Raw genomic sequence first — 24,613 nt, 5'->3', positions numbered from 1 at the left:
TCAGCGACTTTCAGCAACTTCAGCGCGACTGGCAACTGGCTGGCGGATATGGAAGAACAGGCTGTACAAGGCCGGTACCGCCAGCAAAGTCAGGAGCGTCGCGAAGGCCAGACCACTCATAATGGTCACGGCCATATCAGCAAAGAACACATCAAATGCCAGCGGCAGCATGCCCAGAATAGTGGTAATTGCCGCCAGAACGACGGGCCTCAAGCGCGACACACTGCCTTCGATCAGCGCCTCGGCAGGTGATTCACCCTGAGCAATACGCTGATCAATTTCATCCACCAGCACGATGGCATTTTTAATCAACATGCCTGACAGACTGAGCATACCTAACAGCGCCATAAAACCAAATGACATCCCCGTCACTAACAATCCCCAGGTCACGCCACAAATGGCCATGGGTACACAAAGCCAGATAATTAAGGGTTGTTTCAGTCGTGCAAACAGCAATATTGAGATCAGCATCATCGCCAGAAGGCTCAAAGGTAGCTGGCTAGCCAAGGCACGCTGGGCATCACCAGAGCTCTCATGCTCGCCCCCCCATTCCAACTGATAGCCAGGTGGCAGGGCTAAGGCCTCAATATCTCCTCGCAGCTCAGCAAACGCAGCGGCCACATTTACCCCCGGCAAAGGGTCCGCACTGACAGTGAGCGTGCGTTGCATATCACGTCGCAATATCAGCGCCTCTTCCTGCCGGGTTTCAAAGCGGTCTACTACCTCACTAGCCGGTATGAAGTGATCCGCTGCCTGACTCCAGATCATCCGATCCTGAAGCTGCGTCGCCCGGCCCCGCTCATTCGCAGGGGCGCGTAACAACAACGGAATCAGACGATCTCCCTCACGGTATAATCCCAGCGTTTGTCCGGTGGTGATCATTGACAGGGATTGGGCCAGATCCTGACGGCTTACGCCCAGCACACTGGCACGATCATCGGCCAGATGCGGCACGATCACACGCTCAGGCTGACGCCAGTCAGTACGTAGATGCGTCAAGTGCTGACTGTCACGAAACACCTGCTTGGCGGCTTCCGCCAGTTGTCGTAGCACTTGCGGGTCCTCGCCTTTAAAACGTGCCTGAACCGGTGCTCCCTTTCCAGGCCCCAAACGAACTCGCTCCACCCAGGCCTGAGCCTGAGGGTATTGCTGCAGCTCTGTTTCGATCTGCTGGGTCAACAGCTCAATCTGTTGTATTGAACTGGCAGTAATAATCAACTGGCCATAGGCTGGATTGGTGCGTTCCGGCTGATACACCAGCATCATCCGCGCCGCGCCCATACCGGCAACACTGGTTACCTGTTCTACACCCTCCAGCTCACTGACAAAGGCACTCAGTGACGCCAGATCATGGTCAGTCGCACGAATATCTGTACCCTGCTCCCGCCAGTAATTGAGATAAAAAACCTCTGTCTGCGCATTAGGGAAAAAAATCTGTGGCACTTGGGTAAAGGCAACAAAACTGATACCGGTAAACCCTAGCAATCCCAGCAAAGTCACACGGCGATGACGCAGCACCCGTAATAACAGACCACGGTATCCTGACGAACCTGCAGCTGGAGCAGGTGTTGCGGTGCCTTCGGTTTGGCTGACAAACAACAGGCTGGCCAGCAAAGGGACAACGGTAATCGCCAAAATCCAACTCAGTAGCAATGATAATCCAATCACCACAAACAAAGATAAGGTATATTCACCGGTGACATCCTGCGACAGGCCTATGCCCGAAAACGCCAGAATACCGATAAGGGTTGCCGCCAACAGGGGCATCTGCGTCTGTCCGGTAATCCCGCTAGCCGCTTCCCGCGCACTACGCCCCTGCTGCATCCGCACCAGCATACCTTCGGCAACAACAATGGCATTGTCCACCAGCATACCCATGGCAATAATCAATGCCCCCAACGAAACCCGTTGCATTTGCAAACCAGTGACCTTCATCAGAAACAGCGTTCCGGTAACCGTCAGTAACAGTGCACTTCCCACGACGATTCCGGCACGCCAGCCTAAAAACAGACAAAGCACCAGAATGACGATCGATACGGACATCAGCAAATTGAGCATAAACGCATTCAGTGAGCGTTCGACGATATGGTGCTGTTGATAGATAGGTTGCAGGGATACGCCCAACGGCAGTGCTGTCATATGCCCGGTGAGCGCGGCCTCCACTGCATGACCCACTTCAACAATGTTACTATCGCCCGTCGCTGCAATACCGATGGTGACCGCATCTTCACCAGCAAAGCGGATCAACTGCCGAGGCTGTTCATGATAATCACGCGAGATGACAGCCACATCGCCCAAGCGCAAGGTATCGCCGGATGGCGTGGTAATAAATAGGTTACGTATCTGCTCCAGACTGTCGAAGTCGCCCGTAGGGACAACTCGCACCGCCAAGTCATCGAGTGTCTGACGCCCTGCATCAATAACAGCATTTTGCAGTTGCAGACGCCCAGCCAGTTGCTCCGGACTCAGGCCCAGCTGAATCAAAACCGTCTGGGGAATTTCGATAAGGATACGCTCGTCGCGTTCACCGTTGATCACCACCTTGGCAACACCCGGAACGCGTAGTGCAACCCGGCGTAATTCACGGGCAAAATCACGCAGCTCAGCCACTTCGAATCCGGGTGCCGTCACAGCATAATACAGGCCGAAAACGTCGCCAAAACTATCATTCACACGCGAAGGCCCTGCGCCAGGCGGCAGGTTAGGCTGGGTATCCTGTACTTTGCGTCGCAACTCATCCCAGACCTGAGGCAGATCAGCCGAACGAAAGGCATCTTTGATTTCAACCGTTATTTCTGACAGTCCCGGCATGGAACGGGATGTTAAACGCTTCAGTTGCGGCATCTCTTGCAACGCGATTTCCAACTGATCCGTAACTTCCAGCTCCACCTCCTGAGCCGATGCGCCTGGGTAAGGTGTCAGTATAATCGCTTCCTTGATGGTAAACTCGGGATCTTCCAGTTGCGGCAGCGTCAGAACAGCCCAGACCCCTCCCAATAAACAGATCAAAATTAATAACCAGGTGTTGACTGGCTTATCAATCGATGCGCGTGCAATATCCATCAACGCTGCTCCTGCTGATCCAGATCCGCACGCACCTGCATACCGTCACTTAGAAAGCCTGCTCCAGTTGCAACCACCCATTCACCACGCTGAATTCCCTCCAGAATTTCTATGCCTTCAGCCATTAATCGTCCGGTAATCACAGCCCGAAGAGCCACCTGCTGAGCGTCTGGATCATACACAAACACCTGCGTTTGATCGCCTTCACCCACCAGGGCATGCAAGGGCAATACAGGTAATGGGTTTTTATCTTGAATCAGCGCCACCCGTACGGTGGCACTCATACCGGGTAATAATCGCAGGTCTGTCGGGTTCTCCATATCAAAGGTAACTCGATAGGTGCGCGAGCGTGGGTCTGGCTCAGTGGCGTATTCTTTGAAACTCAGCTCAAACTGCCGATCCGGTACTGACGGCAGCGTGGCCGTGACATAATAACCAGCGGGATCCTGCACTTGTGGCAGCAGCATTTCCGGTACCGCTATCTCAACTTCAATGCGACTTAAATCCTGAATACGCACCAAGGGGGTGCCCGCGGCTAACTGCGTAAATTTATCCGCCATGCGATCGGCTATTAAGGCATCATAGGGTGCAAATATTTCGGTATAAATCAGATTCTGCTTGGCACGATCCAGTTCAACAGACGCTCGGTCATATACTGTACGGGCCTCATCCAATTGCGCTTGTGAAACATGATTCTGACTGCGTAATTGTTCTAACCTGTTCAGATCACGTTCGGCTTGTGCATAGGCTACACGTGTTGATTCCAACAACAATTGATAGTCAGTCTGATCCAGACCAGCGATCAATTCTCCTTTGCGGATCTGATCACCTTTGATGACAGGAAAGTGCACCAGTTTGCCCGACACTTGAAATGACAAATCAGCCGCCTGCGCAGCCTCCAGGCGCGCCGGAAAATAACGTTCAGCTGTAGTAGAGTCAGGACTTATCTGTAACAACCTCACTAGAGGAACCGTCGGTGTCTGTTGCTCGGTATGTGAATCATTGCAGCCGGGCAGAATAAAAAAGGCTGATGCAATTAGCAGTAATCTGAACATTTCACTTCCCTCTGTAACACTATCCTGAAAAACCTGATTGAAGGCGCTATACTACGACAGCATAAGGACATTCCCTTAAGTATGACGCCTTTTACGCAGGCTTCAATAACATTTCAAGTCATTCTGGCAGCAATCAGACCTTTTCAAACTGATGGCCCAGAGGGTAATAATGAACGGAGAGTGTATGAGTCAGACCAAATGCATCAGTGTTAATGCCGAGATGGGCGAGGGCTTTGCTGTAGAAGCGGTGCTCGGAGAGCACAGAGTGGTGATAGATCAGCCTGTCGCTGCCAGAGGGACGGGATTAGGTCCCACACCACTGGAGTATTTTCTGTTTGCCATCGCTGGCTGTATCGGCACCATTGGTCGGATTGCAGCCATGCAACAAAAAATTGAACTGCGGGGCATGAAAATCGCCGTTGCTGGTGATTACAACCCGGCCGGACTGCTCGGCAAACCCTCTGAAGATCGTACCGGCTTTCAACAGATCCGTATCGAAGCTGAAATCGATGCCGACATGAGTGATGCTGAAAAAAAGGTTTTTCTGGATGAAATCTGTGAACGCTGCCCGCTACACGACAACACTCGATTGGAAACCAGTGTCGTTCACAGCTTGAAAGACTGAGTTTTTCAGCTTTCCGTTACACGCCGCTTTTGTGTATCCGCCGTATCAGCGATAATAGCGCGTTCGATACGGCTGATGTTTACCTGCGGAGTGTGTACAGGCTATGAAAAACTATTGGAGTCGCATTCAGGATAAACTGGAGCGGCTGCGCGCTAACAAACTTTTTGAAACCTTTGTAATCTTCGTGATCATCGCGTCAGCCCTGCTGATAGGTGCTAAAACCTACGAAGAAACATCTCGCTTTGATATTGTCATGCGCTGGCTGGATCTTGGTATCACGCTGTTTTTTCTATTCGAGCTCTGTATCCGCTTGGCAGCAGAGAAAAGAACGCTCGATTTTTTCAAAAAAGGCTGGAACATTTTCGATTTTCTCATCGTCACTGCCAGCTTGATTCCAATCGATGATTCTGAAATGGTGCTGATCGCACGCTTGCTGAGAATTTTCCGGGTATTGCGTCTGGTGTCGATGATACCAGAGCTGCGCATGCTACTCGCTGCACTGTTGAAATCCATCCCACGCATGGGTTATGTGGCCCTGCTGATGTTTATCATTTTTTACATTTACGCGGCTATCGGCAGTTTCCTGTTCGAAAGTGTGGATGAAAAGCTTTGGGGGAATATTTCACTGGCAATGCTCACACTATTTCAGGTAGCAACCTTTGAAAGCTGGGCCACCGCCGTACTTTACCCCACTATGGAGCAATACCCCTACAGCTGGATTTTCTTCCTCACCTTCATTTTTCTGAACGCGTTTATCTTTTTGAATATGATGATCGGCATAGTGCTGGATGTGATGCAGAAAGAGAACACGGCAGCCCAATTAGAATCCGGCGAAGGTGAAGCCGCAGAAATTCACTGGATGCGTGAGCACATGGTCACCATGGCAGAGCAACTCAATCGCATGGAGCAACAACTTAACCAGGTCAACAGCCAGAACCGCAGCAACAACGAATAGCAGGGTATGGTTCGTGTGGTGGGCTTGATGGGGTCGGATCTGACTGACACGCCGTAAACCCATCCCTGGGGGCTCAACTGCCGCCATCCAGGCGGCAGATGGTCAGTCAGCCCCCACCCCATCAACCCCCTCCGAGACATAGCAGTTGCGGCTGGCACTTGGCTATAGAAGGGTGTTGCTATCACCTCTGTGTGACCGTCAGCCGCCAGGGAAGGCGGCTGACGAGCGGTCAGGGATGACGTAAAGCGTGTCACACGGAGGTGGTGGCAATACCCTGACTATTGATACAGTCCAAGTACAAGTACAACTGCGCCTTACCCGTAACGCACCGCCGGAAGCCAAAGTACCAGATCCTTCCAGTAGAACACCATCACCACTGCCAGCCGCTGAACTACCTCGACCCTATTAAAATTTTAACTGGCTGACTATGGCCTTGAGTTTATCAGCCTGTTCAGCAATGCGACGACTGGATTCAGCTGTCAATTCTGACGCTTGAGAAGTCTCATCAGCTGCCATATTGATGCGATTAAGGTTTTCGTTCATCTCATCAGCAACAGAACTTTGCTCCTCGGCTGCACTGGCAATCTGCGTATTCATATCATTAATGGCCATAATAGCCTCCATGATCTTTTCCAGAGCCTGACTTGCTTTATTGGCATGTCCAACGCCCTCACTTGCACGCTCCTGGCCTTTATTCATCACCTCAGTAGCATTCACGGCAGAGGTTTGCAGGTGTGAAACCATTGATTGTATTTCACTGGTGGATGCTTGCGTCCGGCTTGCGAGTGAACGTACTTCATCGGCAACCACGGCAAAGCCTCTACCTTGCTCACCGGCTCTCGCAGCCTCAATCGCAGCATTAAGCGCCAACAGATTGGTCTGTTCTGCGATATCGCGAATTACATCTACAACAGATCCTATTTTACGTGCATCTTCAGCAAGATCATTAATGACCCGAGCAGCCGATTCAACCTCAAGGGCAAGTTGCTTCATTCCCTCTGCACTACTACCTACCACGTTTTGACCTTCGCGTGCACGTTGATCAGCGTCATTGGCACTGGATGCAGCGCTGGCTGTATTTTTGGCAACATCATGTACTGTGGCATTCATTTCATACATAGCCGTTGCCACCATGTCTGTTTCAGCTCGTTGCTTTTGAATTCCTCGACTGGCTTGCTCTGCTACGACTGAGCCTTGCTCAGCCAACTCAGATAGATTCAGGCCCGCCTCACCGATCTGGCGACTCATTTCATTCAATTGAGTTCGAGTAGTGATAAATTGACGGATAATATCGCCAAATTCATCAGTTGCTTGATGATGTGTAACCAGGTGGTTTCTAAAATCCCCGTGCGCCATGTAAGTCGCTAAAGTAGACAATCCACCCATACCCTTGTTTAAACGACTAATCACACGCCAGGCAAAGAGTAACGCCAACAATATAGCTATCAGACCCAAACCGTACAATTGATAGGTCAATACAGCCGAAGTGCTATCCATTTTCGCTTTTGCTTCTTGCGCACCACGCAGCTTGCGATCACTCAACGCCTCTCTGGCTCTATCTACCTGAGCATAGAGGGGGTTTACAGAACGTAATATGTGCAAATTTGCCTGAACATATTGTCCATTGCTTATATAATTTATTGTGGGGCGCACACCATCAGTTAAATAGCGTTGATAAGCTGCTTCAAACTCACCACTGAGTTGCATGGCTTCTTCACCATGATATACCGACATAAAGTGTGTCCATAATCGATCCACTTCATCTGCACTGACCTGAATTTTATCAAGATGCAATTTTGTAGGATGATCATGCATCTCTACAAATTGTCCTGCCGGATTATGTTGTATTGATAACAACAACTCGGTGCGTATCTGTTCTATCAAACCGCCGATTCGCTCTACTTCGTATAATGGCACCATGCGACGATCATAATTATCGTCAAATTCAAACGCCTCATATTTAAGGCCATAAAGTGCGAAGGATAAAATACTAACAATAGCCACTAAAAATACTAAAACCAGAAAACGCATCTGGAATTTGATTGAGTTAACATTCAAGGTCATTGGGATGCACCAGTAGCAAGCGTTAAACAAAAATAAGAAGCTGAATTATATAATGGCCATCTAATATTTACACGCCATACTCTCAGCTTCTTAACTGGTTTTATTGTTTATTTACAACCCAAATACATGTAAATCAGCCATAGCGCACCGCCGGTAGCCAAAGTACCAGATCCTTCCAGTAGAACACCAACGCTACTGCCAATAACTGAATTAAAATGAATGGAACGACACCCTTGTAGATATCCGTGGTCTTGATACTCGGGGGTACCACGCCCTTCAGATAAAACAGCGAGAAACCTACCGGTGGCGTCAAGAATGACGTTTGCAAGGCCAGTGCGAACAGCACCACAAACCAGGTCAGATCAAAACCCAGAGCAGAGACGACCGGCCCAACCAGCGGTAACAGAATCAAACTGATTTCCAGCCAGTCGAGGAAAAATCCAGCCACGAAGGTGATCAGCAGAATTACAATTACTATGCCTTCCGGTGACAAGGGAATCGACTTCAGCAACCCTCCGATGAACTCATCCCCACCTAAGGACCGCATAACCACCGCAAAGGCCGTGGCACCGAGGAAAATACCAAAGACAAAGGCCGTGGTGATGCTGGTCTTGATACTCACATCTTTGAGGACTTCTTTATTCAGGCGACCATTCATCGCCGCCAGGATAGTTGCCCCCAACGCACCAACCCCCGCAGCTTCTGTGGGTGTAGCAATACCCAGGAAAATCGATCCCAGCACGGCCAGAATCAGTCCCAACGATGGTACAACAGCCCACAAGGTTGATAGCACCATTTTAAAAGAGATCGGTGGCAGATCTGTTTTCGGTCGTGCCAGTGAGGGGACCAACATCGCCGCTATCACCACATAGGCTATATACATTAACCCCAACATCACACCAGGAATCAAAGCACCCATAAACAGGTCACCGACAGGCAGCGAAAGCTGGTCGGCCATAATGATCAGCATAATGCTCGGGGGGATTAGAATACCCAGCGTACCTGCTGAGGCTACGATACCACTGGCAAAGGCGGGCGAATATTTTTGTTCCAGCATGGTGGGTATAGACAGCATCGCCAGTAACACCACAGAGGCACCGACAATACCGGTGGAAGCTGCCAGCAAAATACCTATGGTAATAACAGCCACACCCAAACCACCCCGGAAGCGGCCAAACAGCTCGACAAAGTTCTTCATCAGCTTTTCAGCTACGCCGGATCGTTCCAGCATTAATCCCATAAAAATAAACATGGGCAAGGCCACCAGCACCCAGTTAGTCATCTGCGTGTAGATTCGTTGGACCATCACCCCAAAGATACGCCAATCAGTCAGAAAGTAGGTATCTACATCAAAATATTGATAGGCAAGGATTGAACCGGCACTAAACAGCACCGAGATACCGGCCAGTATCCAGGCAACAGGATAGCCAGAGAAGATCAGCAGTATAAAACTGCCAAGCATGGCGATTACAATTAATTCATTGGTTTCGAACACAAAAAAGTCCTCTTGCACAGCCTGGTGTTCGCCTGAACCTTAGGTTACAGGCAAGTTTTTATTATTTGTGGCTTGGCTTTCGTTCACGTGGAAAACCGGTCAGAAAAGAAAACGCTCGGATCAATCTCGCAATGGCAGCCATCGCCATCAGCGTAAACGCAAGCAAAATGACCGATTTGATCAACCAGCGCATCGGCAACCCTCCCGGTGCCGCAGATACTTCACCAATCCGGTATGAGCGCTCAACAAAGGGCCACGCGTAAGAAAGGATGAAATAGCAGAAAGGTAAGAACAGCACTACCAATCCGATAATTTCAACGACGGCACGGGTGCGTGGATGCCAGTGTTCTGCCAGGACATCAACGCGTACATGGCCATCATGCAAGACGCAATAGGACAGGCCTACCATGAAGCCTACAGCATAAAGATGCCACTGGAGTTCTTCCAGTGCGATAAAGTTGGTTCCGAGGGTATAGCGCATCAGCACATTGACCACGATCAACAACATCAGCACTATCCAGAGTAAGGAGGTGTACTTGCCGAACAGCTCGACAGTTCCTTCAAGCACATCAGAAACCAGCGTTCGAGGGTATTCGACGGCCGCCTTGTGAGCGACCGCCTCCTCGACTTTATTCAGATCTACGTTATATTCATCCATTGTGAATATCGCCTTTAAGTTTAAGTCAGAGGGCTAGCAAATGTCAGTCTTCAACACCCCAGTCACGCGGCAGGTAACCCAGATGTTTCCAGGTACGATGCTCGGCCTGGAAGGCTTTCATAGACTCGTAAACCTTGGCGAACATAGGATCGCTTTCTGAACGACGCGCCATAACACGATCAGTGGCTTCTTCAAAGGCCTCCAATACGTCTTCGGGATACTGATGCAGAGTTACACCCTTCTCTTTGAAGCTTTCCAGTACCGCCCCCTGCAAGGCTTCAGCCTTAGCAAGTGCCATAGCGTTACCCGCCATACAGGCATTTTCAATCAACGCCTGGGTCTGCTCATTCAAGCGATTCCACTCATCCATATTGACATAAAGGAACTGGTTGGTAGACGGCTGATGCCAACCTGGCAAGTAGTAGTGTTTCGCCACTTGGTAGAAACCTAACTGCTCATCCACGGTTGGCAGAGAAAACTCGGTGCCATCCAGCACACCGGTTTCCAGCGCCTGATAAAGCTCGCCACCTGGCAACAAGGTCACAGACATACCGAATTCGGCCATGATCTCACCGCCGACACCGGCAGCACGGAACTTCAAGCCCTCAAACTTATCCAGTGAATCCATCTCTTCGCGGAACCAACCTGCCGCTTCCGGACTGATGGTGCCACAATGAATCGGATAGACATTATATGGGGCAAAGGCTTCTTTCAGCAGTTCATCACCACCGTGAAAGTTCATCCAGGCGAGGAACTCTTGGGACTCCAGTCCGAAAGGTGTCGCACCAAACAATGCAGAAACCGGCAGTTGGCCCCACTCATAACCCATCCAGGAATAAGCGGCGGGTACGTTGCCGTTACTGACGTTTTCGAAAGCCCCCAAAGCCGGGATCAGGGCACCTGGCTCAAAGGTCTGCAGGGTGACTTGGCCACCACTCATTTCACTGATCATGCGTGCCACTTCCGGCATGGTGTCACCCAGTGCAGTCAGCGTTGAGGGAAAGCCCATCGGCACCTGCCAGCGCACTCGATCGAAATCAGCCATGACAGCTGTAGAGGTCACCAGTGAGAAAGAAACAGCAGCGGCTAGTAGTGATTTTTTCATGCTTTTTTACCTTTTTTTTAGATTTATAAAACAGGCTTATTTAGCTTAGATTTTTTATGTTTACGTGCTTAGTTGTGCATATAGCTCAATGGGCAGTCCAACCTCCATCTATCGGCATTGATGTTCCGGTAATCGCTTTGGCAGCGTCAGAACAGAGAAAAAGTACCAACTGACCTATATCAGCTGGAGACACGAAATCAGGGTAAGGAGCCTTCGCTTTGATCAAGCCTTGCTTGGCTTCTTCATAACTGGTGTTATTGTCTTGCGCATAGGCTTTAAATTGCTCTACCAGCAATGGCGTATCCGTCCAGCCAGGACAGATGCAGTTAGCGGTTATCCCCTTGGCTGCCAGTTCAAGCGCCGTCACTTTGGTCATACCGATCAGACCGTGCTTGGCGGCGCAATAGGCGGCCTTGTGCACCGAAGCTACCAGCCCATGAACTGAAGAAATGTTGATAATGCGTCCCCAGCCCTGGGCCTGCATGGCCGGAATAGCCAGGCGAGTAGTATGGAATGCAGCCGATAGATTCACCGCCAGAATCTGATCCCACTTCTGCGGTGGAAAATCCTGTACCGGCGCGGTGTGCTGGATACCCGCATTATTGACTAGAATCGTTACTGGCCCGGCCTGTGCTTTAATCTGCACCATCATGGCATCAATATTGTCCGGATGACTGATATCGGCCTGAACATAGATGGCTTCAACACCATGCTGATGGTGAAAGGCGGCAGCAAGCTTGTCACCTTCTTCCTGTGAATCCAGGCCATGTAACACAACATCCGTTCCGGCAACCGCAAGCTGATGGGCGATGGCAAGACCGATACCACTGGTAGACCCAGTGATCAGTGCGCGTTTGATTCGACTCATAGGTTACTTTCCATTGTTGTTATTTTTTAGTTATGGCTTTAACACGTTATTACTGTAACTGTGGCAGATCCCTGAACAATTCCAGTGCTTCAGGATTGGCCAGTGCATCTTTGTTTTTAACCACTTCGCCCAGCACCATTTTTCTAACTGCCAACTCCACAATCTTGCCACTGATGGTACGTGGAATATCGGCTACTTGAATAATCACACCAGGCACATGACGAGGTGTAGTATTGGCACGAATAGTGGTTTTGATAGTGTCAATCAAGGCGTCATCCAGGGTAATCTCAGGCTTTAACCGTACAAACAGCACGACACGCACATCATCTTTCCAAGGCTGTCCAATACACAGACTTTCCAGTACCTGATCAACTTTTTCCACCTGGCGATAGATCTCGGCGGTACCAATGCGCACACCGCCGGGGTTGAGTACCGCATCAGAACGGCCATGAATGATCACACCATCATGTGCCGTGATTTCACCGTAATCACCGTGCGCCCAGATATTATCGAACTGAGAAAAATACGCCTCGGTAAAACGGCTGTTATCTGGATCATTCCAGAAACCAATCGGCATACTAGGGAAGGGTTTGGTACAGACCAACTCTCCCTTTTGCAGACGCAGCGATTGGCCCTCGTCATCAAAGATATCCACGGCCATAGCCAAGCCACGGCACTGTAACTCACCCGCCCAAACCGACAGAATGGGTGAGCCTAGCGCAAAACAGGAAACGATATCTGTACCGCCGGAAATGGACGATAGCTGCAGATCCTGCTTGATCTCACGATAGACATATTCAAAGCTTTCATGTGCCAGCGGCGAACCGGTGGATAACACCGCCTTGAGTGAACTCAGATCAAAATCGCGACCTGGTTTCACATCAGCCTTTTCTAACGCGGCTATGTATTTGGCACTGGTCCCAAATACACTGATCTGCTCCTCTTCTGCCATTTTCCAAAGCACTGAGGGCGATGGCGCAAAGGGTGAGCCATCAAATAAAACCAGCTTGCAGCCAGTGGCCAGTCCGGTAACCATCCAGTTCCACATCATCCAGCCGCAGGTGGTGTAATAAAAGAAACTGTCTTCCCGCGAAAGATCGGTATGCAGCACCAGTTCCTTCAACTGTTGCAACAAGGTGCCACCGGCACTGTGAATAATACATTTAGGCACCCCGGTGGTGCCGGAGGAATACATGACATACAGCGGATGATTAAAAGGCAGTTGCTCAAAAACCACGTCAGTGGCAGCCGTATCAGTGAAATCTTGCAGCAAGGTAGCTTTAGGCAGGGAAGTTATATCAGGATTGGCTTCAACAAAAGGAATAACAACAAGGTGCTCGACGCTGGTTAATTCAGACGCTATTCCGGCGACCCGCTCAATCGAACTGTTAACTTTACCGTTGTATATATAGCCATCGGCGGTAAACAGAACTTTGGGCTTGACCTGACCAAAGCGATCCAGCACACCATTGATGCCAAAGTCCGGTGAACAGGAGGTCCATACAGCACCAATCGAAGTAGTTGCCAACATAGCAATCACTGTTTCAGGGATATTGGGTACAAATCCGGCGACGATATCGCCCTTTACAACCCCTTTCTGGCGCAAGGCAGAAGCCAGTCCGGCCACCTGGATATAAAGTTGTGCATAGCTGTAACTTTGTCGACGCCCATCCTCCCCACAGAATACCAGTGCAGGCTGGTCATCCCGGTATTTCAGCAGATTTTCTGCAAAATTCAGTCGAGCCTGAGGAAACCACTGTGCACCGGGCATTTTGTCGGCATCGATAAGTACCTGTGCGCCTTTTTCAGATGCCACCACACCCGCGAAGTCCCAGAAATGATTCCAAAAGCTCTGAATATCATCCACACTCCATTGCCAAAGATCTTGATAAGTGGAAAAGGAGGTACGCTGATGCTGATTAACGTATTGAATAAATGATTCGATACGGGTCGCCTGAATGCGATCGGCTGACGGGCTCCAGAGAGGCGTTGGCATAGACTGTCCTTATTATTATTTTGCTATTGAACGCTGACAGGCAGGTTCAATGAATTTCTTTTTTAATGTTTTTATTGTTGCAGATAACGTGCCAACTCCACACAAGGCAGGCAGTACGCTTAACATCGAAATACCTTGTTGAAATTATGTTTACAAAAAAAGACACCGTGTCTAGTATTAACAACAAACACTGTCCAATAATAAAGACAATACAACTATGACAGCACTGAATCTAAAAGAATTTGACACCCGCATTCTCAGAACACGCATCCTCAAGTTTCTGCAACACTCCTTTGATGATTTTTACGAACACACCATCGCGGTGGATAAAAAAGGCATCATCACCTGGATAAGCGAAAGCTATTGTCAGTTTTTAGGGCTTACTGAAAGCCCAGTCGGTAAACACATCACGGAGATCATTCCCAACAGCTACCTGCCGCAGGTGATCGCTAGTGGTAAGCCGGTATTGCTGGACGTACTGTATATCCGCAACCAATGGGTTCTAATCAGTGCCATCCCGCTGTTGAACAAGCAGAAGGAGGTCGAAGGGGCTTTCGCCTTTGTTGCTACAGACAGTCCGACCACAGCCAAACCCTTGTTGGCTAAATACAACCGCCTGCAAAGCGAAGTGCGCAACTCCAAGCATTATCAGTCCGAACGCAGCTCCCGTTATCAGCTGTCACAGATCTCCGGACAAAGTGAGGCATTAAAAACCGTCAAACATCAGATACGTCAGGCAGGCCGCTTTGATATCTCGGTACTACTCACGGGTGAGACAGGTACGGGTAAAGAGCTGTTTGCCCATGCACTGCATAACCTGTCTGATCGAGCAGATAAACCCTTTGTATCCATCAATGTGGCGGCCATTCCAGATACGTTGATTGAATCAGAGTTTTTTGGTGTCGCACCGGGAGCCTTTACCGGCGCAAAAAAAGAGGGTCGTCCCGGCAAAATAGAGATAGCGCAGGATGGCACACTGTTCCTGGATGAAATTGGTGATATGCCCCTTGCCCTGCAATCCAAGTTGCTGCGGGTTTTACAGGAAAAAGAGTTCGAAAAAATAGGCTCCAACGAAGTCCAGGCTACTAATGTCAGAATTGTGGCTGCCACCAGCCGTGACCTGCTGCACATGGTCTCCATGGGGGAGTTTCGTGCCGATCTGTACTACCGTCTCAGTGCCATGCCAATCCATCTACCACCCTTACGAGAGCGCATGGAGGATATCGAACTGCTCAGTGAACGTATTCTGGATGAATGCTGTGAGCGCCTGGGCGTAGCCACCAAAGAGATGACAGCGGATGCGCTGGAGTTACTCAAATCACATGACTGGCCAGGGAATGTGCGTGAACTTTATAACGTTATCGAACGCGCCTGCATCATGAATGAAAATGCCACCCAGATCAGCGGCAAGGGTTTTCGTGCGGTATTCACCAACAATCTGATACGCCATGACGAGCTGCGCACTCCCCTACCAGCACAAACAAGCGCTCAGCAGCCTCCTTGGCAAGATATGAGCAACGGCCCCAAAACCCTCAAGGAGCAGGTTCGTGAGACAGAGCGCCAGGCCATTATCGAGGCGCTCAAACACGCTAGCGGCCAACGCACTCGAGCGGCTAAAGCACTGGGAATTTCGCGCGCGGCTCTGTATCAGAAGCTGGAATCACTGCAAATCAACTGAGTGGGAAGAGTCGCGCTAACAATACGGGTACAGCCGTTTCCACACGCAATATTCGCGAACCCAGGGACAAACGGCGTAAGCCAGCCTCTTGCAACTTGTCTACCTCGTAGTTGATAAAGCCCCCCTCGGGGCCTACAGCTACCAGTGCCGGTGCAGTGGATGCAGGTGGACAGGGCTCGGCATCATAAGGATGTGCAACCCATCCCTGTCGACCAGCCAACAACCCAGGCAACTCATCCTCAACAAAGGGCTTAAAGCGTTTACGTATCTCGACCCGCGGCATTAGCGTATCGCCTGCCTGCTCCAACCCCAACAGCAACTGAGTCTGAATCATCGCATCACTTAGCAAAGGTGATGACCAGTAACTTTTATCCACTCGGTAGGAATGTATCAACCAGATCTCTTTAACACCAAGGCTCGCCACCGTTTGCATAATACGTTTGAACATTTTCGGCCGTGGCAGTGCCAGCACCAAAATCACCGGCAGGGGCGCTGGCGGCTGACGCGGTGCGCTAAAATCCACCGCCAGTTCCACAGATTGTTTATCCAGCCGATTAACGCGAGCGACCCCGATAGCACCATCCAGTATCCCTACTCGCAAACTGTCGCCTGGCTGCGCACGATGCACATCGCGGATATGTTCAAAACGACGATCCATCAACACCACGGTAGCTGATTCAGTCAGCTCACTGGGGTACAACAGTATAAGGTTCATGATGCAGTTTCAGCCGATACTAGCGGGATAAGCCAGCTATCTTAGCAAAAACACCAGGGTTTTCAGAGTGGGCAATGCCCCTGACCGCGCTTAGCAAGATACTGCTGGTGATAGTCCTCGGCTCGCCAGAAGCTTTCGGCTGGCAGAATCTGCGTCACGATAGGCTGCGCAAACACACCGGCGGCATCCATTTCCGCTTTACTCTGCTCGGCCAGTACGCGCTGCATGTCATCCTCATAGAAAATCACCGAACGGTACTGCGTGCCGACATCTGGGCCCTGTCGATTCAACGTGGTTGGATTATGACACTGCCAAAATACAGCCAAAAGGGCTTCATAGCTGATCTGCTCTGAATCGAACACCACCTGCACCACCTCGGCATGACCGCTATCTCCTTGACACACGGCTTGGTAATCAGGATGTTCCGTATCACCTCCCATATAACCCACGGCGGTCTCTGTAACCCCGTTCAATGCTGAAAATGTCAGCTCCACGCCCCAGAAACAACCGGCGGCAAACGTTGCTATGGCCATGCTTTTACCTCAATTTTCATAGATTAAATGCTTTTATATTCTACGCAAAAACGCTTTACTTAGATTAGAAGTTTATAGCCTAACTGGGGTATGATTCAGTGACAACACAGGGGACTTATGGCTACTTACGCAATTGGCGATATTCAGGGCTGCTATGATGAGCTGATGCAACTGCTTGATCTGATCAACTTCAGCGATACAGACCATCTCTGGTTTGCAGGTGACCTTGTCAATCGCGGCCAACAGTCGCTGGAGGTGTTACGCTTTGTATCCGGATTAGGCGAGCGAGCCCAATGCGTGCTGGGTAACCATGACCTGCACCTGTTGGCTCTGCATTATGGCGCCACACGCGATAAACGTAACAGCACCCTGCGTCAGGTTCTACAAGCGCCTGATCGTGATGAGCTGATGAACTGGCTCAGGCACCGTCCTTTACTAGTGGAAGACGAACAGCTCGGTTATATCATGACACATGCCGGAATTCCGCATATCTGGTCGCTGGGTAAAGCCAGAAAACGTGCTCAGGAAGTAGAGCGCATGCTGCGCAGCAACGATGCTGGTGATTTCTTTAATCACATGTACGGCAACAAACCGGATACCTGGCATAACGACCTGGAAGGCTGGGCACGCTTACGCCTGATTACCAACTATTTTACCCGGATGCGTTTTATCACGCCCAACGGACAACTGGAATTTAACGGCAATGGTGAAGCGGAGACAGCACCAGAAGGGTTTTTCCCCTGGTATGCTGTCAGGCGCCAGTCACCCCTGCCCCGTCGCCAACTGTTCGGACACTGGGCGGCGTTGATGGGTAGCACAGGCCAGCCGGAAACCATTGCACTGGATACGGGTTGCGTCTGGGGTTTTAGCCTAAGCGCTTTCTGCCTGCAGAGCCAGGTAATGACTCGCTGCAGCTGTACCGCCTATCAACCCAAACCACATGAGAACCTTGCCTGATGAGCCAATTTAAAGCCATTGCACCCCAAGCAGCCGCCACCCTCTTGGAACAAGGCGCCGCTATCGTCGATATACGTGACCAGAATAGTTTTAATGCCAGTCATATTGTACAAGCCCATAACCTGAACAACGATAACCTACCAGTCTTTCTGCAACAGGCTGACCGCAATCAAGCGCTGATTATCTACTGCTATCATGGCATTAGCAGCCAGTCAGCAGCTGACTTTCTGGCCGGACAGGGCTTTTCCGAAGTCTATAGTCTGGACGGTGGTTTTGAGCAATGGAAACTGCAGTTTCCGGAACTGTGCCAATCCTAATGGAAATCTGCCTGGTCGGTGGGGCCGTACGTGATCAACTATTGGGGTTGGATATCAAAGACCGTGACTGGGTTGTTGTTGGCGCCACGCCCGAGATAATGCAACAACAAGGCTTCCGTCCAGTTGGTAAGGATTTTCCAGTGTTTATCAAACCGGATACCGGCGAAGAGTATGCGCTGGCCCGCACAGAGCGAAAATCCGGACAGGGATACCAAGGCTTCACCTTTCATACCAGCCCGGAGGTCACGCTGGAGCAAGATCTGCAGCGGCGTGATCTGACCATTAATGCCATGGCGATCCGCCCTGATGGCACCTTGATAGACCCATTTCACGGCCAGCAAGATCTACAGCAGCGCAAGCTACGCCATGTATCCTCGGCATTTGCCGAAGACCCTTTACGCGTTCTGCGCGTGGCACGTTTCATGGCGCGTTTTGCCGCACTAGATTTTAAGGTGGCACCTGAAACCCTGATGCTGATGCAACAGATCAGTGCCAGTGGTGAACTTGACCATCTGAGTGCTGAGCGCGTATGGATGGAATTTGAGCGAGCTTTGACAACCACACACCCGGTTACCTTCCTGCGTTGCTTGGCTGAAGCTAAGGCGCTTGAACCCCTATTACCCGAATTCTGCAGCCTCAACTTCAGCGACTGTGAGCAACTGATCCAGCCGCTGAAAGCTGAAGACCTCAGTGCTGAAAGCGGCTTTGCTCTACTCTGTCAGCAAGGGCTGACAGATGATCCTAACACCCAGTTAAACCGTCTGTGTGACCGGCTGAAGACCCCAAACCGCTTTCGCCAACGAGCCGGTGACTTAATCGACTGGCACACCAGGCTTGCTACATTGGAAAACTGCAGTGCAGCAGAGCGCATGGCTGTGATCAAAGCATTAAAGTTACTGCGAACCCCTGAACGTGTCAGGCCACTGTTGCGACTATCCCGTTTACTGCATCCACAGATGCACGTCTCTGTGGACGCACGCTTGTATGCTTTGCTGGAGCAACTGCAACAACTATCCGTAGAACCCTTCATTCAACAAGGTTTACAGGGTAAGGCTCTGGGCAAAGCACTGGAAGATCGGCAACAGCAACTGGCCGAAAGCTTCTGATACTGCCAGCTTACGCTATTATTCTGAGCCACCCGACCCAACTGGCAAAGCCAGTTGTGGCGAAGGTCGACCGATAAAATAGCCCTGCCCATAATCGATCCCCAACGCACGAATGGCATCCATGACGGCCTGATCTTCAACAAACTCAGCCACCGTCTGAATACCCAGGTTGTGCGCCAGGGTGACAATGCTTTTAACAAATGCCATATCTTTATCGTCAACGAGCATATTACGGATAAATTCCCCTTCAATTTTGATCACATCAATAGGGAAGTGCTTAATGTAGTGGAATGAAGAAAAACCCGAACCAAAATCATCGATGGCAAAGTTAAAACCTTCCAGCTTCAAGTCCTGCACAAAACGCTCCAGCAACGCCATATTGCTGACAGTTTCTCGCTCGGTCAACTCAAACACGATGCGTTTGGGTTCTATTTCGTACTCCATCGCCAACTGGCGCACCCGAGAAATGAATTCACCTATAATGAGTGATTTAGGCGACAAATTCACGAACAGCATGCCTTTGTACTGTTGCTCATGCATCTGCTGAAAGGCTTTTTCGATCAACAAATAATCCATTTTATGTACCACACCGATTGACTCAGCAATATCGATAAACTCGCCAGCCGGCACGATTCGATCACCCATATCAATACGCATCAGCAACTCATGGATTGCAATATCGCCGCTTTCCAATGCGATGATCGGCTGAAAATATGGCACGATTCGCTGCTGTTCCAATGCATCCAGCACCATCAGGTTCTTCTCACCCACAGCCTTGAACACTTCAGCCATTTCATGTTCATCCGGAATGGCGATCTGGTTCTTACCCTTGCGCTTAGCCTTGTACATCATGTTATCGGCTACCACAAACAGGTCACGGGGATCATCAGCATGACGAGGATAGATCGCAATACCAATCGACGTGGTTGCGCGGACATTACTGCCATCCGGTGCTGTCAGTGCCAGCTTTTGTAGTAGCGTGGCAATCCGTTGAGCCACGCTATGCGCCTGCTCTTCACCGGTTTCAGGCAAGATAATGGTGAATTCATCACCACCGTAACGCGCCACAAAATCCCCCGGACGCACGGCATTCTCTAGTACTTTGGCAAATGCATGCAGGAACTGATCACCAAAGGCATGGCCATAGCGGTCATTAACGTTCTTGAAGTTATCCAGATCCAGCATTATCAGGCTGAATTCCTCTTCATGACGTGAAGCACGACCGACTTCGTAGCCAAGCAACTCACGGAACATACGCTGATTATGCAGTGCAGTTAGCGGGTCACGGGTAGCGTAGTATTCCAGATCCTTGGTGTATTTATAAATCGCTTTGACTGAGCCTACCAGGTTCAACAGAGTTGTCAGAATACTGTCAATGACAATATGCCGAATGGGATCACGCGCCATTTCAGACTGCACGCCTATACCGACCACGCCGCCTATCTTTGGCGTTTCCAGCAACAATGACTTGGTCTGCAACTCAATATCATGTGAGCTCAGGCTAAGCTTTTCATGCTCCTCAAGTTCTTCAGGGCAGGCAACATGGTGAATAATATTCAGTATGGGAACACCACTGTGGTAATGCGTATTACTGCCCAACTGGCGTGTCACTACGGCTTCAAACTGCTGCTTGGTGGTTTCACACACTTCGTGATGCCAGAACACCTCCAGCTCATAACCCTCTTCTTCGACCTGGAAAATAGTGACCAGCGTGTGCGCCTTGATGATGGTATTAATATCAACCAACAGATCCTTGATAAAGTCACGCCAGTCTTTAACCACCTCGGAAGTAATGATGAACTTGCTCAGCAGACGGATTTCAAATTCAAGAATATCCTTATCCACCGCCACACCTTTCAGACGTTCCATCAGCACATTGATCTGGCTGAAGGTGTTGTTGAACTCCTGAAAGTACAGATCGACATCACTGATATCCAACTGTTTAAAGTCAGTGACGGTGTTAACCGAACGCAAGCGACTGCCAAACTGCGCTACAGAATCATTAATGCGACGTGACGCAAAAGCCGAAATCAGAGTTGCCACAAAGAAGGTAAATACACCAAACAGCAAAAACAGAATCACGTAGTCACGGCGCAGCTCTGAGCTGATCACCTGTTTGTCCTGCTGCAGCTCAATAACACCCAGCACATCGCCGGGACCGGCATTGGCGTGACAACTCAAACACTCCTGACGGGCTTCAACCGGGTAGAGGCGACGAATATGTGCCGCCTCCTCAAGCACCTGCATACCGGCTCCGGCAAAGGTACGATCAACAGCTTGATCGGATTGACGCTGTGCCACCTCACCATAGAGCCTGGTAACTTTATCACCGCGGTACAATGCAATTTCGAAGGGACTGTTCGCATACGCCGACTGAGTGGCCTCAACGAATGCCTCCATCTCGGCACGCGACCAGCCCTGGCTCATAATCATGAACATGCTATTGAAGGTGTGATTGGCTATCGCCTCAGACGTTTGCTGTGCCTGACGGTCAATCACGCTCTCGTAGAGCAGTGAAACGGCCAGCGTTACCCCCAAGAACACAGCAAGGGTAACGGCCATAATGGCCGAAAATACAAACCCTGGCAGGGTTTTTACAAAATAAATAATACGACTCAAACCAAATTCTCATCAATGCATTGAATATATCCTGCAAAAATATGTGGATACGTGACTCAAGTCAATCAGACCTTTGGGTTTGCGTATGAAATTTGACGACCCTGCCAACTAAAGTCAACCGGCCAGAGCTTCTGATCCTGATCATAAGCCTGCCATAAACTGGCATAAGTCAGGTGACGGACGGGATGGCAATGATCTGGCAGAAGTTCAGCTAAGGGCCACAAAACAAAGGCATTTTTATCTACTTCATCGCGTGGTAAAAGCACGCCATCGACCTCCCCCACTCGATCATCGTAGGTTAGAATATCAATATCCAAGGTACGTGAACAAAAACGCGGGCCATTTCGCTGACGCCCATTAATGTCTTCAATCTGTTTTAATCTACGTGATAGCTCAGCCACCGACAGATCTGTCTGGATCGCCACCACCAGGTTATAAAAGGGACTGCCCTTGAAGCCAACCGATTCACTTTCGTAGACAGATGACAGCGCCAAGTCTCCGAACTGCTCAGCCAGTGCATCCAACCCGGCGGTGATGTAGCGCACCCGATCAAGATTACTGCCTAAGCTCAGCAACACCTGGGCCATTAACGTTTATCTCCACGCTCAATAATGATGCCGACATCACGCGCCTCAGGTACCGCTCCTGGCTTACCCAGCTGTAAACGTAACCAGGGCACGGAAAACTCATCCATCAATAACGTAGCAATCTCTTCTGCCAAGGCTTCAATCAATAAAAACTCACTGCCGGATATAAACCCAATCAATCGATCAGCAATGCTTTTATAGTTCAAGGTGCTGTCGATATCATCCGCCTGTGCAGCCGCACGAATATCCGTGCCTAAATCAAGATCGACACACACTGTCTGGCGAACTTCGCGCTCCCAGTCATATATCCCGATAACCGTTTCCACCTGCAACCCACGAATGTACACTATATCCATTACTTACCCCTGAAAACTGTGAGCCAGCCATGCTAACCGACAGTTTATTAGAACCTGCCCTGATCAGCCTTGCCTATCTATTGGGTTCTGTGCCGACTGCGTTACTGGTGTGCAACTCTATGGGGATCGCTGACCCCCGTCAACAAGGCTCCGGTAACCCAGGCGCCACCAACGTACTCAGAATCGGCAACCGGGTTGCTGCGGTGCTAACACTGCTGGGTGATTCCAGCAAAGGCGCTCTGGCCGTCTATCTGGCCGTCATCACTCAGCAATCACCCGGCATCATCGGACTTTGCGCCCTGGCCGCCGTGCTCGGCCATCTATTTCCCTTGCTAGGGGCCTACCGAGGCGGTAAGGGTATTGCCACTTTTCTCGGTTGCAGCCTGGTACTCAGCTGGCCACTGATGCTGGCTCAGTTACTAAGCTGGTTACTGGTTGCCAGCGTCACCCGTATTGCCTCTCTAGCCTCAGTGATGATGGCTCTGATAACCCCGCTACTGGCCTTATTGCTAGCTCCGCAGCTACTCAGCCCCATGTCCCTGATTTCTTTATTACTGATCGCTCGTCATCGCTTAAACCTGGTACGACTTTTTAAGGGCCAGGAAGATCGTTTTTAGCCAATTCACAACGGCGGTAAACTATCCATCGGCCAACGCGGTTTAGCTATTATGGTAAGATCACTCTGCTGCCCTGCCATTAAACGCTGACAACCCGCATACGCAATCATAGCGCCATTATCGGTGCAAAACCTTGGGCGGGCATAGTACAAACTGGCTTTTTCCGCCGAGACAGTGTCGGCCAACTTTTCACGCAAACGCCGATTGGCGCTCACCCCGCCGGCGATAATCAACTGCTTCAGACCGGTTTCACGCAATGCCCGGCGGCATTTTATTGCCAGCGTATCCACCACGGCCTCTTCAAAAGCCGCCGCAATATCGGCCATGGTTTGTGGATCTATGACACCCTCTGCATCACGACAGGACTGGGCGGTGTTCAGGGTAAAGGTCTTCAATCCCGAAAAACTAAAGTCCAGCCCGGGGCGATCCGTCATCGGCCGCGGAAATCTGAAACGTGTCCGATCACCCTGCTCTGCCAGTTTGGCAATCAGTGGGCCTCCAGGATACTCCAGACCAAGCATTTTCGCCGCCTTGTCAAACGCCTCTCCGGCGGCATCATCAAGGGATTCACCCAGTAGCTTGTACTCACCTATGCCATCCACCTGAACCAGTTGCGTATGGCCACCGGATACCAGCAACGCCACAAACGGGAAAGATGGCGGTGATTCCTCCAACATGGGCGCCAGCAAGTGCCCTTCCATATGATGGACACCGATGGCCGGTATACCTAACCCTAGCGCCAGAGCTCGCCCTGTCGAGGCACCTACCATCAGCGCCCCGATTAAACCGGGACCCGCGGTATAGGCAACAGCATCCAGATCCGCCAGCACCAGCTTAGACTCGACCATTACTTCACGAATCAGCGGTATGAGTTTGCGGACATGATCACGGGACGCTAATTCAGGTACAACACCCCCATACTCGGTATGCATTTCCACTTGACTGTACAGGGCATCACCCAGCAATCCCTGTTCGCTGTCATAGACCGCCACACCGGTTTCATCACAGGATGTTTCAATACCCAGCACACGCATGTTTGTCGCTCACTCAGAGTAAAACAGGCATTCTCAGCCTGCCGAAAGAAGAAAGGCTGCATTATCACCAAAACTCTATTGAATTTCACCCCCATATCACTTTACTTCGCCCCTCGCTACCAGTAAAATTTTGCACCTTGATCACAAACTCGCCCAAATTCCGTTTGTTTAGCGCAAATACTCTGGATGAACTTACTGATCAAGAATTAA

General features: G+C 50.4%; 22 protein-coding genes. 8 read left to right on the top strand and 14 right to left on the bottom strand.

All coding sequences use genetic code 11. From position 1 onward, the window contains the following. Together ACN0R1_RS03150 and ACN0R1_RS03145 are read right to left on the bottom strand one after the other, a co-directional pair. The gene (locus ACN0R1_RS03150) at nucleotides 1-3,063 is read right to left on the bottom strand and encodes an efflux RND transporter permease subunit (RefSeq protein WP_417579840.1); all 3,063 of its coding nucleotides are present in this window, start codon (nucleotides 3,061-3,063) and stop codon (nucleotides 1-3) included. Next, a complete protein-coding gene (locus ACN0R1_RS03145) occupies nucleotides 3,063-4,118 on the bottom strand; it encodes an efflux RND transporter periplasmic adaptor subunit (RefSeq protein ID WP_417579838.1) in 1,056 nt (351 codons plus the stop codon). The genes ACN0R1_RS03150 and ACN0R1_RS03145 overlap by 1 nt, the downstream gene beginning before the upstream one ends. A gap of 184 nt (nucleotides 4,119-4,302) precedes the next feature. Between ACN0R1_RS03145 and ACN0R1_RS03140 the strand changes: the two genes are divergently transcribed. The 3 genes from ACN0R1_RS03140 to ACN0R1_RS03130 all read left to right on the top strand — a co-directional run bounded on the left by ACN0R1_RS03140 (nucleotide 4,303) and on the right by ACN0R1_RS03130 (nucleotide 6,107). Continuing rightward, nucleotides 4,303-4,743: an OsmC family protein gene (locus ACN0R1_RS03140; protein ID WP_417579836.1), complete on the top strand. Its 441-nt coding sequence runs from the start codon at nucleotides 4,303-4,305 to the stop codon at nucleotides 4,741-4,743. A gap of 103 nt (nucleotides 4,744-4,846) precedes the next feature. Further along, nucleotides 4,847-5,698, top strand: coding sequence for an ion transporter (locus ACN0R1_RS03135; RefSeq protein ID WP_417579834.1), 852 nt, complete (start codon nucleotides 4,847-4,849; stop codon nucleotides 5,696-5,698). A gap of 247 nt (nucleotides 5,699-5,945) precedes the next feature. Continuing rightward, complete coding sequence (locus tag ACN0R1_RS03130; protein ID WP_417579832.1) at nucleotides 5,946-6,107, top strand: hypothetical protein; 162 nt, start codon at nucleotides 5,946-5,948, stop codon at nucleotides 6,105-6,107. Here the strand turns inward: ACN0R1_RS03130 and ACN0R1_RS03125 are convergent. From ACN0R1_RS03125 to ACN0R1_RS03100, 6 genes are all read right to left on the bottom strand, one after another. Beyond that, nucleotides 6,104-7,762, bottom strand: coding sequence for a HAMP domain-containing methyl-accepting chemotaxis protein (locus ACN0R1_RS03125; RefSeq protein WP_417579830.1), 1,659 nt, complete (start codon nucleotides 7,760-7,762; stop codon nucleotides 6,104-6,106). The genes ACN0R1_RS03130 and ACN0R1_RS03125 overlap by 4 nt on opposite strands. Before the next feature lie 133 nt (nucleotides 7,763-7,895). Further along, the gene (locus ACN0R1_RS03120; protein ID WP_417579828.1) at nucleotides 7,896-9,257 is read right to left on the bottom strand and encodes a TRAP transporter large permease; all 1,362 of its coding nucleotides are present in this window, start codon (nucleotides 9,255-9,257) and stop codon (nucleotides 7,896-7,898) included. 61 nt (nucleotides 9,258-9,318) lie between these two features. Next, nucleotides 9,319-9,915, bottom strand: coding sequence for a TRAP transporter small permease subunit (locus tag ACN0R1_RS03115; RefSeq protein WP_417579826.1), 597 nt, complete (start codon nucleotides 9,913-9,915; stop codon nucleotides 9,319-9,321). 43 nt (nucleotides 9,916-9,958) lie between these two features. Beyond that, nucleotides 9,959-11,020: a TRAP transporter substrate-binding protein gene (locus ACN0R1_RS03110; RefSeq protein WP_417579824.1), complete on the bottom strand. Its 1,062-nt coding sequence runs from the start codon at nucleotides 11,018-11,020 to the stop codon at nucleotides 9,959-9,961. Between the two features lie 85 nt (nucleotides 11,021-11,105). After that, complete coding sequence (locus ACN0R1_RS03105) at nucleotides 11,106-11,888, bottom strand: 3-hydroxybutyrate dehydrogenase (RefSeq protein WP_417579822.1); 783 nt, start codon at nucleotides 11,886-11,888, stop codon at nucleotides 11,106-11,108. 49 nt (nucleotides 11,889-11,937) lie between these two features. Continuing rightward, nucleotides 11,938-13,884 carry an acetoacetate--CoA ligase gene (locus ACN0R1_RS03100; protein ID WP_417579820.1) on the bottom strand — a complete coding sequence of 649 codons (1,947 nt, stop codon included), beginning with the start codon at nucleotides 13,882-13,884 and terminating at the stop codon, nucleotides 11,938-11,940. 217 nt (nucleotides 13,885-14,101) lie between these two features. On the opposite strand from ACN0R1_RS03100, the gene ACN0R1_RS03095 reads away from it, so the two are divergent. Next, the gene (locus ACN0R1_RS03095) at nucleotides 14,102-15,562 is read left to right on the top strand and encodes a sigma-54 interaction domain-containing protein (protein ID WP_417579818.1); all 1,461 of its coding nucleotides are present in this window, start codon (nucleotides 14,102-14,104) and stop codon (nucleotides 15,560-15,562) included. Here ACN0R1_RS03095 and ACN0R1_RS03090 read toward each other — a convergent pair. Together ACN0R1_RS03090 and msrA are read right to left on the bottom strand one after the other, a co-directional pair. Continuing rightward, nucleotides 15,555-16,277, bottom strand: coding sequence for a 16S rRNA (uracil(1498)-N(3))-methyltransferase (locus ACN0R1_RS03090; RefSeq protein ID WP_417579816.1), 723 nt, complete (start codon nucleotides 16,275-16,277; stop codon nucleotides 15,555-15,557). The genes ACN0R1_RS03095 and ACN0R1_RS03090 overlap by 8 nt on opposite strands. A 62-nt stretch (nucleotides 16,278-16,339) precedes the next feature. Next, nucleotides 16,340-16,810 (bottom strand): peptide-methionine (S)-S-oxide reductase MsrA, encoded by a 471-nt coding sequence (gene msrA / locus ACN0R1_RS03085; RefSeq protein ID WP_417579814.1) that lies wholly within the window; start codon nucleotides 16,808-16,810, stop codon nucleotides 16,340-16,342. A 117-nt stretch (nucleotides 16,811-16,927) separates the two neighbouring features. On the opposite strand from msrA, the gene ACN0R1_RS03080 reads away from it, so the two are divergent. From ACN0R1_RS03080 to ACN0R1_RS03070, 3 genes are read left to right on the top strand one after another with little or no spacing between them, the layout of a single operon-like run. Beyond that, nucleotides 16,928-17,767, top strand: a complete 840-nt coding sequence (locus tag ACN0R1_RS03080; RefSeq protein WP_417579812.1) for a symmetrical bis(5'-nucleosyl)-tetraphosphatase — start codon at nucleotides 16,928-16,930, stop codon at nucleotides 17,765-17,767. Beyond that, a complete protein-coding gene (glpE, locus tag ACN0R1_RS03075) occupies nucleotides 17,767-18,084 on the top strand; it encodes a thiosulfate sulfurtransferase GlpE (protein ID WP_417579810.1) in 318 nt (105 codons plus the stop codon). The genes ACN0R1_RS03080 and glpE overlap by 1 nt, the downstream gene beginning before the upstream one ends. Next, complete coding sequence (locus ACN0R1_RS03070) at nucleotides 18,048-19,190, top strand: hypothetical protein (RefSeq protein WP_417579808.1); 1,143 nt, start codon at nucleotides 18,048-18,050, stop codon at nucleotides 19,188-19,190. The genes glpE and ACN0R1_RS03070 overlap by 37 nt, the downstream gene beginning before the upstream one ends. 18 nt (nucleotides 19,191-19,208) lie before the next feature. Here the strand turns inward: ACN0R1_RS03070 and ACN0R1_RS03065 are convergent, their stop codons facing one another. From ACN0R1_RS03065 to folB, 3 genes are all read right to left on the bottom strand, one after another. Next, nucleotides 19,209-21,809 carry a putative bifunctional diguanylate cyclase/phosphodiesterase gene (locus ACN0R1_RS03065; RefSeq protein WP_417579806.1) on the bottom strand — a complete coding sequence of 867 codons (2,601 nt, stop codon included), beginning with the start codon at nucleotides 21,807-21,809 and terminating at the stop codon, nucleotides 19,209-19,211. 65 nt (nucleotides 21,810-21,874) lie between these two features. Beyond that, entirely contained in the window at nucleotides 21,875-22,396 is a 522-nt protein-coding gene (folK, locus tag ACN0R1_RS03060) for a 2-amino-4-hydroxy-6-hydroxymethyldihydropteridine diphosphokinase (protein ID WP_417579804.1), read from the bottom strand. Further along, the gene (gene folB / locus ACN0R1_RS03055) at nucleotides 22,396-22,752 is read right to left on the bottom strand and encodes a dihydroneopterin aldolase (RefSeq protein ID WP_417579801.1); all 357 of its coding nucleotides are present in this window, start codon (nucleotides 22,750-22,752) and stop codon (nucleotides 22,396-22,398) included. Before folB ends, folK begins: the two co-directional genes overlap by 1 nt. Nucleotides 22,753-22,781: 29 nt before the next feature. Between folB and plsY the strand changes: the two genes are divergently transcribed. Then, nucleotides 22,782-23,369 (top strand): glycerol-3-phosphate 1-O-acyltransferase PlsY, encoded by a 588-nt coding sequence (gene plsY / locus ACN0R1_RS03050; RefSeq protein ID WP_417579799.1) that lies wholly within the window; start codon nucleotides 22,782-22,784, stop codon nucleotides 23,367-23,369. Between the two features lie 5 nt (nucleotides 23,370-23,374). On the opposite strand, the gene tsaD is transcribed toward plsY, so the two are convergent. Continuing rightward, on the bottom strand, nucleotides 23,375-24,403 hold the full coding sequence (gene tsaD, locus ACN0R1_RS03045) for a tRNA (adenosine(37)-N6)-threonylcarbamoyltransferase complex transferase subunit TsaD (RefSeq protein WP_417579797.1): 1,029 nt from the start codon (nucleotides 24,401-24,403) through the stop codon (nucleotides 23,375-23,377). Nucleotides 24,404-24,613: the final 210 nt, after the last annotated feature.

Source organism: Nitrincola sp., assembly GCF_048264025.1.
GTDB lineage: Bacteria > Pseudomonadota > Gammaproteobacteria > Pseudomonadales > Balneatricaceae > Nitrincola.
The sequence above is the reverse complement of the archived record's forward strand: the minus strand, read 5'-3'. Positions and strand labels throughout refer to the sequence as shown.